This window comes from Helicobacter sp. MIT 00-7814 (genome assembly GCF_003364115.1).
Taxonomy (GTDB): Bacteria; Campylobacterota; Campylobacteria; order Campylobacterales; family Helicobacteraceae; genus Helicobacter_F.
Genome location: NZ_NXLL01000036.1, coordinates 1 through 14,585, shown reverse-complemented (window position 1 = coordinate 14,585; position 14,585 = coordinate 1). Strand labels below are relative to the sequence as shown.

The window sequence follows — 14,585 nt, the reverse complement described above, 5'->3', positions numbered from 1 at the left end:
AAGTTTAAAACGATTTAGATTTCTTTTCTAAATCAAAGGAAACTCTTTTAGAGTTTGAAAAGAGCCTAGCTCTTCTACAGGATAACTATGTCCGAAAAAATACATTCAATAAACATTCGATAAACCCACTAAAAACATTCCAGTAAGGGATAAACTAAGCTTTATTCCTTATGGAATAAATAATCTAGTAAATCCTTTCCTAGAGTGTTTTTACACTTACTTCGTCAAAAAAATCTTAAGTCCAATACAACGAAGGTTGGCAAAAGGATTTACTATGGGTTACCGTCCAAATATCGTTAAAGAATACAAAGTTGAGTATGGCAATACGCTTAGTGGTTACAACTATGGCTACGATAAACTCTCTGAGTTTTTCGATAAGCTTGGCGTTGAATACTATGAAGATGAAGGCAATACTCTACATGAAGTTTCAAGCAGCGATCTAATTGCACTTGAAGCAAGAATCGATGAACTCGATTTAAATGAAGATGAAAAAGACAATCTACATGATCTTATTCAAACAGCTAAGTCATGTGCTTATGCTAAAGATCATTTTGTAAGAATTCACTGGTTTTAGAGCCAGATTCTTTTTTAGCTTCTCAAAAAATTCCTAGAGGGAATACTTTTATTCCCTTGTGGAATACATTTGTTCTCTTTGTGGAGTTTTTTAACTCTAAGGATTTCAGCCCGCGTTGGGAACACTAACTTCCCGCAAGGGTTGTTTTGTTCTAGGATTAAATATGCTATACTACAAGGAGAAAATAATATGGGAGCTGATGTAATGGAAAGAACATCACATAAAGAAGAATTGAACGAAGGATTCAAAGCACTTGTAACAAACTTATTTGGACAAGCAAAGTCTAAACAAGCTATTGAAGTATTTGAAGAAATCGTCAATGATAGAGCTACGGTTACTGCTTTTAACTTTGGTAATTTAAAACAAGAAATCATCAAAGAAGTAAGGCAAGAACTTGCTACAAAAGACTATGTTCATGCAGAATCTGCTAAAACTCGTCAAGAGATGGCTGAGATGAAGCAAGAACTCAAAGCTGAAATGGCTGAGATGAAGGCTGAACTCAAAGCTGATGTTGCTGAAGTAAGGCAAGAGATGGCTGAGATGAAGCAAGAACTCAAAGCTGAAATGGCTGAGATGAAGGCTGAACTCAAAGCTGATGTTGCTGAAGTAAGGCAAGAGATGGTTGAGATGAAAACTGATATTATCAGGTGGGTGGTTGCTTCGCAATTCACCTTAGTTGGTATAGCTGTAGCAATCATCAAACTTCTCTAAGGGGTTTAACTCTTTAGAAAACTCTCTTAACCGCCACTAGTTGGGGAATATTTTAGAATTTCCCCAACAGAGGGCTATTCTACCTATTCTCCTAGGATTTAGTTTTTTAAAGTCCATTAGGAGGACAGCATGTTAAATTTAAAACTAAAAACCAAAAAACAAAAAATCATGCACGCAATCGCAAATCTTGAAGACAGAATTGCTGATTTAAAGGAAGCAGAAGCACTAGGAGAATGCTCTTATGCAGATGCCATTGCCTCTACACAGCAATCCATTGAATTTCTAAGGGAGCTTATCCCTGCGAAAAAAATGATTGTTGCTGGCTTCTATGAAGTGCAAGAAGTGGCTGACACTGGAGATTCCTCTAAGACTAATATCTTAGAAAATTCTACTATTAAGCACTTTAATTCACCAGAAAAGTTCCTTAAGGAGCTTGAAAAGCGTATTAAAGATGAACAAGAGAATCAGTCTCCAGAATTACCCACATATATGATTGCCAGTTTTGAAAGTGCTAAAGAGTTTGTCAATAGCCTTTCAGAAGAGGATAAGTGTTTTTATCTTAATACTTCTACCGAAGAAATGAGAGAAAAATACGGATGCTTGGCATTCCTCTCTTCAGTTACTGCAAAAATCATTGAAGAATAGACTTAAGATAGGAGTTGAATATGGAAATAGACAATGCCTATTTTGAGGAGATCATCGATACACTAGCCGATGGGAGCATTCTTTTTGAAGCTCTAAGCTTTGATGAGGATATGCACCTATCAGCTTAAAGACTTAAAATATTCCAACGAGGGATTCGTTTTACTTATCCCTCGCGGGAAGTATAACAATCCTTTTATGGAGTTTTTTAACTCTAGGCTATTTATTAGCCAAATTAAAAATAATTTTAAAAGGATATGAAATGTCAATTATTAAATTTAAATCATATAAATTTTTAAAAAATCTAATAAAAGAAACAGGTAGGGATATTCTAAAGAATGTTCTTAGTAAGCTGTTTTATCTAGCTGTATTGTATCTTTTTCCACAATACATTGATATTTTTACTAAGATTTTTTAAATAATTTTCAAAATATTCCAACGAGGGAACTTTTCTAAAAACTTCCCTCTTAGGGATTTTTGTAGTCAAAGTTAGCTCTATGGAGTATTTTTACTTCATGTGATGTCAAAATTCTTAGTCCCAAGACTTCGCATTAGGGCAACAAAGGAGCTTTTATGGCTACAGTCAATACAAAATTTTTGGAGTTCTTTGATAGAGGCTTAGTTGCTACTTCAAAGTTAAAAACGCAACATTCGCTTGGCGATCGTTCTTTATATGTTGGTTCATCTGACATTGGAATGTGTATGCGTAAAGCAGTTCTTAGCAAAATTCAGCCTGTTGAGCATAGCGCAAAACAAGAGCAGATCTTTGCAAGAGGACACAACGCAGAGCTAATTGTTGAAGATGCGTTTAAGGGAAATAACACGCCTTTTGAAACACAGGTTGAAGTATCTGGAGCAGGAGAATTGTCGTTTATTAAAACGCACATTGACTTTGTGGCAGATTTTGGTAAGGAAAAGGTAGTGATTGAGTGCAAAAGCACCAATAATATCCCATCTGAACCTTATTCAAGCTGGGTTATGCAAACTACACTTCAAGTAGGCTTGTTAAAAGCACAAGGGCAAAACTGCACTCGAGGCATTATCGTGGTTTTAAATGTCAATACAGGCGATAAAACTGCGTTTGATGTGGAGTTCAGCGAAGCTCTTTATCAGGTGGCAATTACTAGGGCTAAAACTATTTGGGATTCTGTTCAAAACAAAGCAGAGCCTGAAGGAGAATGCGGTCCAATATGCGGTTTTTGTCAATACAAGGCTTCTTGCCAAGCATTGCATAAAAACGCAGAAGAATTGCCAGAAGAGCTTGTTGCAGATGCACTAGCTTTTGCTGATTTGCAAGCACAACAAAAAGAACTCGGCAAAAAATCTGATGAGCTAAAAAATAAGCTTATTGGATTTATGAGTTCTGTTGGTATGAAAAAGACTAAAGCCGAAGGTTTGTCTCTTTCTTATACTGAAGTTAGCGGGCGTGTTGGTGTGGATACTAGGCGTATGCAAAGTGAAGCACCCGAAGTGTTTGAGAGATTTAAGACGGTAGGCAAACCCTATTCGATGCTTAAAATTTCTTAATAAAAGGAGAAATCAATGAAAACAACAAAATTCGAAAAAGCAGGAAATCTAGATTTAGTCAAAGCATTCGTTCTTTATGTCATTTGCAGTGATAATGGCGCAGATGGTGAATATAGTGTTTTTGTTGGTGCCACTTTAAAGGAAGCCAAAGACTTTGCAAAAAAGCATTTGAGTATTCCTATTTCCACATGGAGACAAGATGGGGAAAAAACACACATAACAACAGTCAGCGTAGGTGAACGCAAGCAGCCAAAATCTTTCAAATCTAAAGGACTTGATGTGCGAGATGTGGAAATTTATGAAGAATTGCTCATCAAGCAAGGCAGTAAATTATCAAGATTTCGGAAAGAAAGAGTTGTCCAGTTTGCACTTGATTGACTATTTCTAAATTTTAAGAGGAATCTTCCTCTTAAATGCCCTCTTAAAAGGGAGTTGCGTTATACATTCCCTTTTTAAGGGTTGTAGTAGCTCCTTTTTAAGAAGGTATGCCACCTTCTAGCCTTCTTGCAAGCAATTGTAAGCGACAAAAATTTAATACGGCAATGGCAAGCCAAAAAAAGGAGTTCAAAATGGCAAACAATACTAACAACGGAGTAAAGAGAGTTTATGGTGTAGAGCGTAACTTTGGAGATATTCTATGGAACAAAGAAAACAATTCAGTGTTCGTAAATATCGATGCAGGTTTCTTTAGAGCAACAGTCAGTCTTGCAAAAAACAATCAGGGCGGATATGATTTATTGAAATCCTACACAAACAAAGATGGACAAAACGCAACCTTCATTGGTGGAAAAACTTTTCCAGTTAAAAACAAAGAAGGTGTGGAAGTTGAGGGTCTTACTCGCGGATTGCTTGGTCTATTCAAAGAATATGATGCAGAGCAAAAGAAAGAGTTCACTCGCAACAACGATGCGCTTGAAATCGTAACTCACAAACTCAAAGAACATAAGAAATTAGGAGATTCTAATATCTGGAAAGTTGGATATTTGACAGGGAGAATTGCTATTGAAGAAGCAAATACACAAGCTAGCTCAAATGCAGCAAGTGATTTTGCACCTATGCAAGAGCAAGACACCCACACCTTCGAAATTTCAGATGAAGACATTCCATTTTAATTAGTGGAAAGCTCCTAGAGGGAATACATTAAACAATATTCCCTCTAGGGAGTCTTGTGTGTTCTCTTTATGGAGTTTTTAACTCTAAAAAAACACAAAACAAAAGGAGCATAACATGCAAAACACAGCATTATTTCAGGTTTCACTACCATTGGTTCAAAGTTCAGAGTATGGTTCAGTAGTTGAGCTTAAAGAAGCTAGAAATGGTTTCTTGGTCATAGAAAGAGAAGAAGGGCTTGAAGATTACTTCTACTTTTTTGAAGATTTCGAAGATGCGCTCGTTACTTTCAAACACTGGAATGTTGATATTAACGCTTCAAAAGAGCTTAAGGAAGATGGTAGCATCGGATATTATCCAGATGAAAAGGAAGAAGACAATTCTCCTACCCTTTTTGATTTCTTTAAACTATAAGGAATCAAAACTTTTTGGAATCTCTATTCTTTTAAAAGATTTTCTTTTAAAAGGGAGATTTCTTTTTGTTAAAATCAAACATAAAATCCTATTTGTAAGATTCTATGATGGAGTGGAGTTTTACACATTGGATTTTAGTAAAATTCTTAAATTCTTTGGTAGTATTTAGTAAAATTATGTATCATGCGGAATTTAGTTTTTATAGAGCATGGAGGACAGAATGGATAAAAAAAGTATAAAGAAAATTGTTGAATCTGCTGTAGATAAGGTTTTCTTGGGAAATAGTAGAATAAATGATGGCTCTATAGAAAATAATTCAACGCAAGATACAAAAGAGTATTTTCTCGGATTAGCAAAAGGTGATAAAATCGCAAAAGAAGAACAAAATGTCCTGCTGAAAAAAATAGAGAACTACGATTTTGACACTATAGTAGGCGAAATAGTAAAATAGAGAGTAGTATGAATACCATAGAAGAAGCTTTCATTACGTCAGCAAATAAAGATATTATAACCGAAGCTATTTACGAGTTTTACATTATATGCGAAAAAAAAGGTGTGAAAATTCCTGATGATTTCATGAAGGAATGCTTAGAAAACACAATTGTTTTTTATGAACGCTATCTATTTGAAATGGAGTCAAAATTTGTAGGCGTTGATTTTTACAAAATAATATCATGGTTTTCTGTTTTTGTTTCAACAAAAATGTTCGCTTTCTTTGAGGAAAAAAAGCTACACAATATTAATTCTAATTGGATTAAGCTTATTGCAATCTCTGTTTGGTATATGTTTGAAAGATTGGAAAAAGAGGGCAAGAAACTACCAAAAGAATACAATAAGAAAATCACTCATATGGTAAAAAATGAAATCTCAAGCAAACCAGATTTCGGCTTGGGAAAAAATGGATTGTATATGTTAATGAAAATCGCATCTAAAACCTCAAGTATTTCATAGGCAATTTCTGCTATAAAGCAGAGTTTTACCAATCATATACAAAATTTCTTCACCCAATACTGAAACAATGGGTCGGTTAGATAATAGACACTCCTATCTTTATCGACAATATCCTTTTCTTTAAGTGCCTTGAGCGCAACTTGCAGAGAGCCAATTTTGAGCGAATATTTCACAAGAAACTCTTCATCATACAGAGATTTTCCATCTTTTTGTATGATAATTTTTAGTGCCTTTCTTTGATTTGCTGTAAGATTACTCCATTCCATATCAAACAGGTCCATTTCTCTTTCTAAAATGATATTCAGAGCAGTGTTAAAGTTTTCCTCGCCAACATTGACAAAAGTTTGATTCCAAAGCTCATAAGCAAATTGCTGCGTGTAGTAAGGAAATCCCTTTGTAATGCTTAATAGTTTTTGAATAAAGGCACCCTCAATACACTTGCCGCCTTCGTTAAACCTATTCTCAATAAACTCATGCCACGAATCGGAATTGATTTCCCTAAGCACAAAATGCTTAACCGATTTATAGAAAGGCTTGTTTTTGTTGGAAAACATAGCCTCAAGCAGACTTTTTTTGCTTCCCATAAAGATATAGCTCACTTGATTGCTATGTTGCTGGATTATATTCCTGAGTACAGATTCTATGCCTAAGGCGGAAATTTCTTGAAATTCATCAAATACGATAACGATTTTTTTCCCTTCTTTGGCAAAATGTAAGGGTATATCTAACACTTCTTCAAGGGTTTTCATAGAATCGCTACTATCAAAAGAAAGATGAAATTCAGGGCTTCCTACATCGTTAAACCTTGCGCTTATACTTGGCTTTATTTTGAGTATTCTCTTGAAAAAATCAATAACCTTGTCAGTTGGCTCTTGAAGTTCTTGGGCAAGAGCATTGAAGTATTTGCTGATAAATTCATTTATGCTTGAAATGTGCATTAAATCTAAGAATACATACTTAACTTCTCCATCAAGCTCTTTGAGTGTTTTTAGAACAAATGATGTTTTCCCAAATCTCCTAGGAGCATAAATTAACACATTTAAGCCTGACTCTATATCTGCCTTAAGTTCTTTTATTTCTAAAATCCTATTGCAGAAATGCTTTGCATTTACGATTCCTCCGTAGTAGAATGGATTTATGTGTGGATTTTTGTATGCCATTATGTTTTCTCCATTATGTTTTTTACATTATGTTTTTTACATAATACATAAAATACAATAACAAAAGGCTTTTTACACTCTTAAAATCTATCAAAAAAATCACTTTTTTCCCTTGACTTTGTCTCCCAAATAAGTATAATTTTGGCTGGAGCTTCAATTTCTGAAGTCATACTTCAATTGGTAATATCTGATCTACCAAGTTAAAAAGTTCGTATCTTTGTTCCTGCCTGTTCTAAAGTGTTTAGATTCTTTTAAAGAGTCTTTTGAGCTTTGTGTGGTGTTTTGGTATTTACCTTTGAATGATTTTGTTTGTTGCTCCAAACTACAAGCGCACAGCTTACACGCAAATTTTGTTAAGAGAAAACATGGCAAGATTTTGAAATAGCATGAAAATGCTCCTTTTATTGGATTGCTGGATAGAAATATCCGAATTTGTGTTTAAAACAAAAATTTCTGACTAGAGTTAAGTTATAATGCCCTTAATGCTAGTTGTATAAGTTGCCCACTTTGCTTGGTTGTTGGACAATTTACTACCCCCTCAATAAAAGTTTTGTTCCTTTTGTTGAGTTCCCATTGATGTGTATTTACCCTTTGTCTTATTCTTGCGAAAGCTCTGTGTTGTATTTTGTGCGCTTTTTTCTTACTTTACGACTTTGGGACACATACCAAAATACACATTGCTAAAATTCAGCAAACATAAGCTATAATCTTTGTGATTTAATATTCAGTCAAAAATTAAAGAAGGTAGCATTAATGTCATCAAAATCGATTTGTTTTTTTAATCACAAGGGCGGTGTCAGCAAGACCACGACAGCATATAATATAGGGTGGGCTTTATCAAAGCTCGGAAAAAGAGTCTTGCTGGTAGATTTAGATCCTCAGTGCAATTTAACGGGACTGGTATTGTCAAATAAGGCACTTGATGATGATTTTATGGCTAGTTTTTACAGGGATAGACAATACATAACCTTTGAGCCTATTGTAGAAAAAATTATAGCTGGAAATAACGCTGAGGATTTAGCTAGAGATGGATCTGTGTATCCTGTAGATAATGAAAATTTATTTTTACTTGCAGGGAGCCTAAATATTTCAGAGCTTGATAGCCAAATCACTACTGCATTGAAGATAACAACTGGAGTACCTATACTTGGCAGAATTATAGAAAACTTCTTTTCAACATTGGAAAAAATAGCCAAAAATAACGATATAGATTATTTGCTTTTGGATTTAAGCCCTAGTATAAGCGGATTGAATGAACTTGCATTGATGGAAAGTGATTATTTTATAGTTCCCACAAGCCCAGATTATTTTTGTTTGCAAGCTATACATTCGTTAAGCAAAAAGATAATTCAATGGCATGCTGAAATAGAGCAATTTAAACAAACAACTAAAATCCGAATTAAAAATAAGCCAATGTTTTTAGGTGCTATACAACAAAGATATAGGCTAAGAAATGAGGCTCCAACAAAATCTTTTGAAAAGTGGATAGATGAAATAAGACAAACAATAAACAATGTTTTTGTAAAACAATTGAATGAGATTGGTTGCGTGATTGACGAAAATAAATTTCATAATGCTGTTAGTTCTTGTTTTCCTAATTTGTCGCCCTATGATTTAGCTCAAATTCCAGATTTTAATACTCTTATTGCAATCAGCCAAAGGAGCAAGAAACCTGTTTTTTTACTAGATGATAAAGACTTAAGCGATGCAAAACAATTTGGCAGTGCTAAAGAAACCAGCGAAAATAAAATCAAAGATTTTTATGAGTTGTTTATGAAGTTAGGACAAGTGATTGTTAATCTAACATAGATTTACAAAAGGAGATTTTAAATGGACAGCAATATGAGAACATTATACAAAGAGAAAAACCTGCTTACTTGTTTTATACTTGGAAGTTTAACACTCATGCTTTATGCAATAATAGCGCACCATGATAATGCAGAAAATCTTATAGCAGGTTTGTTGTTGCCTGGATTTTTCTTAATAATCTTTTGTGTTGGATTAAGAAGCACACTAAAAGCAATAAAATATTATGAAAAATATTACGAAGAACAAGAACGCAAAATGGCAGAAGAAAGAAAGGAACTTGAAAAGAAAATGCGAAAAACACAGGAAAGAAGAAACACAAGCATATCGTCATAGATTCTTAGTGGGCTATGGTTTGTTGGTTTGTTTTTTGTAGAATCCAGCGACTAGAATCCATAGAGGGAGAAAAATGGCTCATTTACAAGTAAAAAATGGACAATCGACATTGACAGAGCAAGATTTACGCCCTTTGCTTATGAAATATCTTTCCGAAAATCAAGATTTTCGCTTGTATTGCAAAGCGATAAATAACGAAGATAAGAGTGAAAAAAGGTGTTGCCCTGATGTCGTGGGCGTAAGCTTCCCATTTGTAAAGTATCATAAAGTAGCCCTAGAATTTTTGGGGAGTAAAATTCCTAATGTTAGTTTCTATTCCTTTGAGATTAAAAAATCTTTAAATTGGCATAACTTTAGAGAGTATTATTTTCGAGCAATACTAAATTCTGAATGGGCTAATGGAAGTTATTTGGTAACTTCTGAAATAGAGTGGGATTTAGTAGAGGAGATAAACAGATTGCATGAAAAATTTGGTATTGGGCTTATAAAGCTTGAAAGAGAGGCTGAAAATAGAGTCCTAGTCTATGCAAAAGAGCATGAAGTTTTAGATACCAGAAAGACTGATGATATTTTTTACACCTTAGTGCAAAACAATAGCGATTTTAGAGATTTTGTCGCTGATGTAAATAACCAAATTAAAACTCATGCTGGCACTGCGACTAACTCCCCCCTGTGCTTGCGCTTTTAAATAATGCGAGGTTCTGCTTTTAAAGGCAGGAGCTTCTCTGTTAGCTAATCTTTTGTTTTGGCTGTTGGGTAAGTTTTTCTCCAGCAGAATTCACCGAATCAAAAATCCTTTGCTTATCCTTGCTATCTCCAAGATGAACCACCACCCAAAGCTTGCTATCTGCGATATACTTCACAAATTCAAAAATATCACTTTTATCAAAATCCCTAATTCGTGTTTTAAAATAATTAAAGCAACCAAATACACCATCTTTGTCTTTAGTATTTACAAAACTTCTATCTTGCAAAACTTTGGCATATTTCTTTCTATCAAATTCTAAATGAGTGATTTTTGGCTCATTGTTCTTTGTATATCTTTTAAACAAGAGGATTTTAAAGTGATCACTTTCATCTGCTTCTAATTCATCGCACAAGGCTTTTAGCAAGATAGAAAAGGCTGTAAGTCTTTGTTGTCCATCTATAATCATAGAGTAGTTGCCTTGTCGTTTTATAACCACAGAGCCTAAAAAGTGTCCTTTTTGACTTTCAAAACTATCTTTTAAGTCATCAAAAAACCGCTCCCAATGCTCTTGTTTCCAAACATAAGCCCTTTGGGCAAAAGGTATTTTCAATTCATTTTCATCTACAATAAACCAAAAGTTACATTCTCTTGCTTCCATAAACTTGCGCCTTTGTATAGTTTTATTCCATTGACTTATATTACTAAAAAATCCGCTTAAAAATCCAGCATAGTGTTACCCATTAGAAAGATTTTGGCTTTGTTATGATATAAGCCAGCCTCATTTTCATTTAAAAGGGATTTTTATTAGAAATTTTCTATGATTATTGTCTTTGTATAGACTCTATAATCAAATCGGTGAACTGCTTATATTCTTTGTAGAGTTCTATCTTGTCTCTTTCTCTATCATTACCCATACTTTGATATTCATGTTTTCGAAGTTTTTGCAACTGCTTAGTGATTTGTGGGAGTGGATTATTGCCTGACAATAAGCAAAAATCCCTGATAATTGCTTTGTAAGAATCTAAAGCACCCCTCTTAAAGTGAGCAATGGCTCTACTAGTATTTGTTTGTGCATCTCCAATATGCTTATATGCCGCATTGAGATGCGACATAGCGTTGTGAAACTCTATAAGTGTTTGGCGCAAGATAAAATTATTTCCAGGCGAACATTTAGCTAAAAGCTCATTTATCTCTTGAGGAATCTCTTTGAGATAGTATTTTTGTCCATCTTGGAGATTTTTAAGATAAATCACCCTAATGGCTTCCGCGCTTAATTTGCTTCTCCAAGTTTCGTATTGCTTTATGGAATTAACCAGCAATAAAAAGGCATTGCTAAGAGCATACCCCTTTCTTAGTGCGTTTCTTATTGGTACTAGGTTTCCTTGGAGCCTGCTAACATCAACCTCGAAAGGCAAGCAACTCTTGTTATGTTCCTTATATTGATTAAATATATTTTCCAACTTCTCTCGAGAATTTATAATTTTTACTTCATTATTTGCCTCTTGAGAAATATCCAAAAATAGATTATAGAAATGTTTAATAAGGTTGTAATCTCTTCCGTAAAAACATGCTATTGCATCAATGCGAAGAAATTCTTCATATTTATCAAAAAAATCGTCCAAAGGACTGCGATTTATATTCGCCATTGCTTGATTTTTTCCACATCAAAACCAAAATGTTTAAGGCGTTCTTCGCAATTTTCATTGGCAGCATTAGCATCATAGGAATAATACACATCACCATGAGCTTCAAATCCACTATCTGCAATTCCACCATTCATAATATTATCCATAAAGGAAGTATCCATTTCTGGTATCCTTACAATTTCAACTGCTTTTAGCTTACCTGTGTCCTTTGTTCCCATGTCTAACCCCTTTTTTTATACTTCCAACACAGCCATGTTACCAAAAATCTTATTTTGAAGGCGGATTTATACATAAAATCCCCTTAAAAATCAAGTATAGTGTTACCAATTAGGAGGAGTTTTGTTTTCTATGTTATGAGTTTATTCTTAAATTTTAAAAGGAGTTTTTATGAATAACAAGTAAGATGGACAGAAAATGTAAATTACTAGCTGAACAAGTTGCTATTATAGAGTGAGAGACGAGCAGAGCGATCATTGCCTTGTCTGTTATCGCCTTGCTTTCGCAATGTGTTCGGTCAACACCGCTCCTTAAACCCAAATTCTAATACCCCAAAGCCAATTTGTCAAACTTTAGTAATTTAGTCAAAGAATCCAACTCTTACTCAAATTTATTACATTCCTAAGACAAAGCTTGCGCCGCGCAGTCGCTTAAAAATTTAGAGCGGTTATGTGCGACTTTATCGATTTTTTCAAGGAGACTTTTTGGTAAGGTGATATTTATACGCACTTTAGCTTCACTAGAATCTGGCTCTTTGATATAATCACCCTTTTCAAGCATAACGCACAAAGCTTGCTCAAAGGCACTTTTCACATCATCAATTGCTTCTTTTTCACTTTCACCATCGCCTAAGATATAAGGAAAATCTTTGTATTTTGCAAGATAACCCCCACCCTCGCTTTTACTCAAAGGGCGCACGATGATTTCATAAGGCAGGCTCAAATAGTAGTTTTTGTCTTTCATTTTTGCTCCTTATTGTCATGGTATGAACATTTATCTAATCTAGCTACCCTAAGAAAGGAGGGAGAATTCTACCTAAATCACAATCTCTCCACTATATATTTCTCGTACCATTCATCAGCTTCTAATATATTGAGGTCAGCTTTATATGCTTCATCGAATATAGAATAAAGTTCACTATATTTTTTATTGTTTTGAATAATGGTCTTTAGCTCTGTTGTTTGCAATGCTGTAATTTTCATACCATTTATTTTATTTTTGCTATCGTTGGTATCATAATATGGCGAAATCTTACGATTTCTAAAATCGCTTAGTACATTTATGTCTAAATGTGTAGTTGCAAAAACACAATAAGAACTTGGATTTTTTGTTTTTAAAAGGTGTTGCCCTAAGTGTCTTGATACAGGCTCTAATTCCATTCGGCGTTGATTTGTTTTATCCGCAAGTGTCGCTTCTAAAAGCAAGGTGTGTTTTGGATAGAATTCGCTTTTATCATATTCATAGACAATATCCGCATCTCCACCAATTGCGTGAGTTATAGGGAGGAAGTCTGCATCTATAGACAGCTTCATGTAGTCTAAGATTTTACCTTTCCGATCGCTTATCTTATACCACGCAATACCAAGAAGATATTCAAATATGGTAGGAATATCAGCATTATTTGTAACATATTCTTTTATTTCCCCATCATTCCTATTTTCAAATTTGTTTAGTAAATCAATAATCTTTTCATCACTAAATTTTTTGTCAATTAATTCATTGAATCTTGTGTATCTTTGTCTATCGTATTCGCTCATTGCTTCATCAAGCGTAGAAATACTAAGTCCAAATTCTTCATTGATGGAACTTATTATGGTGTTCTCATTTGCTAAAAGAACAGGAGAAATTTCACTCAATTCGCAATCAACTTGTAGCTTGTCGTTTGAAACAAATGCACTCTTGTAAAGTTCGCCTATTGTGCTACCAAAAAAGTGTTTTGGAATTATGTCAAGCTCTACTTTATTGTCCCTAAACAAAAAGATATTGCTAAGTCCCAAATAGCGACGATTTAAATCTGCGTAGTCATTAAGGGTAGCTTTTGCCTTTAGCAGATGCATTGCTTTGAAAAAAGCTACTCTAAATTCACTCTCGTTAGACACATTGTCAAAAAATGTAGCATTTAAGATATTTTGCGAGTGTGTTTTTATTCTTTTTTCTTTTATTGTTTTGCCACCAAATATAAACTTACTCCACAAAGATTTCAATTTTAACTTTTTTATGGCATTATAAAGCTCTATCAACGAAGCCTTGTCTTTTTTATTATTTAAAAATACAACTCTCAATGCTTCATAAAGCCCAAAATAAGGTAAATCGTAATTAGGGCTTTTTCTATTCATTCCTATTTTACAAATTTCTCGTTCACTCACTTTTTCCAAGCTCAAAAACCACTTTAATGCTTTACTATAATTATCCATTGCCAAAAGACGATCCACTATGATTTCGTTAACATTTGTTTTATTGTTTCGCAGAAGCGAAATTTGATCAGAAATTTGTTCTGTATATTTATGATTTATGCAAAGCGGAAGCAAATACACAAACTCATCGTGATTTAAAACTTGGTGTTTGCTAAGTAGGTAGAGCGCAACAATGAGTGGTCTTACATTTTCGTTCTCAACAGCAATACTTGTCTTTAAAAGCTGTTTTAGATACAAAAAGCTGTCTTTTGAAATTTGTAATGTATTATCTATGCTAAAATCCACACTCTTGCTAATTTCTAAAGCTCTATGTCCTGCACTCGTGAGTTTTCTATTGTCATCAATCAAACCTAAATTGACAAGCCCTGAAGTTTTCTGTCTTGCATCTTTATCTTTTTTGCTCGCACTTCCATCTACGAAATTGTTTTCTTTTAAAAAGTCGTAGTAGTGAGCTTGTAAAATATTATTTCCGCTCCAAATTTGGTTTGTATTTTGTGGTAATTGCCAAAACACATCAAGCAGGTTCAGCTGAATCTCAATACTTTTATTAAAGTTTTCAGTTCTAAAGCTTGTAGTTCCCAAGCTCCAACAATAACTTTTATACTTAAA

The 14,585-nt window shown here is 34.1% G+C and carries 18 protein-coding genes; 12 read left to right on the top strand and 6 right to left on the bottom strand.

Annotation, left to right across the window (positions count from 1 at the left end):
* The first annotated feature begins 274 nt into the window (after positions 1-274).
* The 9 genes from CQA49_RS09000 (at position 275) to CQA49_RS08955 (ending at position 5,929) form a co-directional block, all read left to right on the top strand.
* Entirely contained in the window at positions 275-574 is a 300-nt protein-coding gene (locus CQA49_RS09000) for a hypothetical protein (protein WP_115575627.1), read from the top strand.
* Between the two features lie 189 nt (positions 575-763).
* Positions 764-1,285, top strand: coding sequence for a coiled-coil domain-containing protein (locus tag CQA49_RS08995; RefSeq protein WP_115575626.1), 522 nt, complete (start codon positions 764-766; stop codon positions 1,283-1,285).
* A 129-nt stretch (positions 1,286-1,414) separates the two neighbouring features.
* On the top strand, positions 1,415-1,930 hold the full coding sequence (locus CQA49_RS08990) for a hypothetical protein (RefSeq protein WP_115575625.1): 516 nt from the start codon (positions 1,415-1,417) through the stop codon (positions 1,928-1,930).
* A 570-nt stretch (positions 1,931-2,500) separates the two neighbouring features.
* Positions 2,501-3,454 (top strand): Dna2/Cas4 domain-containing protein, encoded by a 954-nt coding sequence (locus CQA49_RS08985; protein ID WP_115575624.1) that lies wholly within the window; start codon positions 2,501-2,503, stop codon positions 3,452-3,454.
* A 15-nt stretch (positions 3,455-3,469) separates the two neighbouring features.
* Positions 3,470-3,832, top strand: coding sequence for a hypothetical protein (locus CQA49_RS08980; RefSeq protein ID WP_115575623.1), 363 nt, complete (start codon positions 3,470-3,472; stop codon positions 3,830-3,832).
* A 191-nt stretch (positions 3,833-4,023) separates the two neighbouring features.
* A complete protein-coding gene (locus CQA49_RS08975; RefSeq protein WP_115575622.1) occupies positions 4,024-4,566 on the top strand; it encodes a hypothetical protein in 543 nt (180 codons plus the stop codon).
* A gap of 115 nt (positions 4,567-4,681) precedes the next feature.
* Positions 4,682-4,978, top strand: coding sequence for an ABC transporter ATP-binding protein (locus tag CQA49_RS08970; protein ID WP_115575621.1), 297 nt, complete (start codon positions 4,682-4,684; stop codon positions 4,976-4,978).
* Between the two features lie 220 nt (positions 4,979-5,198).
* On the top strand, positions 5,199-5,429 hold the full coding sequence (locus CQA49_RS08960) for a hypothetical protein (protein WP_115575619.1): 231 nt from the start codon (positions 5,199-5,201) through the stop codon (positions 5,427-5,429).
* An 8-nt stretch (positions 5,430-5,437) separates the two neighbouring features.
* The gene (locus CQA49_RS08955) at positions 5,438-5,929 is read left to right on the top strand and encodes a hypothetical protein (protein ID WP_115575618.1); all 492 of its coding nucleotides are present in this window, start codon (positions 5,438-5,440) and stop codon (positions 5,927-5,929) included.
* Between the two features lie 32 nt (positions 5,930-5,961).
* Here CQA49_RS08955 and CQA49_RS08950 read toward each other — a convergent pair whose 3' ends face one another.
* Positions 5,962-7,089, bottom strand: a complete 1,128-nt coding sequence (locus CQA49_RS08950; RefSeq protein ID WP_115575617.1) for an ATP-binding protein — start codon at positions 7,087-7,089, stop codon at positions 5,962-5,964.
* A 753-nt stretch (positions 7,090-7,842) separates the two neighbouring features.
* Here CQA49_RS08950 and CQA49_RS08945 point away from each other — a divergent pair.
* From CQA49_RS08945 to CQA49_RS08935, 3 genes are all read left to right on the top strand, one after another.
* Positions 7,843-8,898 (top strand): ParA family protein, encoded by a 1,056-nt coding sequence (locus CQA49_RS08945; RefSeq protein WP_115575616.1) that lies wholly within the window; start codon positions 7,843-7,845, stop codon positions 8,896-8,898.
* A gap of 21 nt (positions 8,899-8,919) precedes the next feature.
* Complete coding sequence (locus CQA49_RS08940; protein ID WP_115575615.1) at positions 8,920-9,231, top strand: hypothetical protein; 312 nt, start codon at positions 8,920-8,922, stop codon at positions 9,229-9,231.
* 73 nt (positions 9,232-9,304) lie between these two features.
* Positions 9,305-9,919 carry a hypothetical protein gene (locus tag CQA49_RS08935; protein ID WP_115575614.1) on the top strand — a complete coding sequence of 205 codons (615 nt, stop codon included), beginning with the start codon at positions 9,305-9,307 and terminating at the stop codon, positions 9,917-9,919.
* Between the two features lie 40 nt (positions 9,920-9,959).
* Here the strand turns inward: CQA49_RS08935 and CQA49_RS08930 are convergent, their stop codons facing one another.
* The 5 genes from CQA49_RS08930 to CQA49_RS08910 all read right to left on the bottom strand — a co-directional run.
* Positions 9,960-10,577, bottom strand: a complete 618-nt coding sequence (locus CQA49_RS08930) for a DUF262 domain-containing protein (protein ID WP_115575613.1) — start codon at positions 10,575-10,577, stop codon at positions 9,960-9,962.
* 163 nt (positions 10,578-10,740) lie between these two features.
* A complete protein-coding gene (locus tag CQA49_RS08925; protein WP_115575612.1) occupies positions 10,741-11,565 on the bottom strand; it encodes a hypothetical protein in 825 nt (274 codons plus the stop codon).
* Entirely contained in the window at positions 11,553-11,783 is a 231-nt protein-coding gene (locus CQA49_RS08920) for a hypothetical protein (protein ID WP_115575611.1), read from the bottom strand. Before CQA49_RS08920 ends, CQA49_RS08925 begins: the two co-directional genes overlap by 13 nt.
* 400 nt (positions 11,784-12,183) lie before the next feature.
* Entirely contained in the window at positions 12,184-12,525 is a 342-nt protein-coding gene (locus tag CQA49_RS08915; RefSeq protein ID WP_115575610.1) for a type II toxin-antitoxin system HicB family antitoxin, read from the bottom strand.
* Positions 12,526-12,602: 77 nt separating this feature from the next.
* A partial coding sequence (locus tag CQA49_RS08910) for an AlwI family type II restriction endonuclease (protein ID WP_115575609.1) occupies positions 12,603-14,585 on the bottom strand: 1,983 nt, incomplete at its 5' end.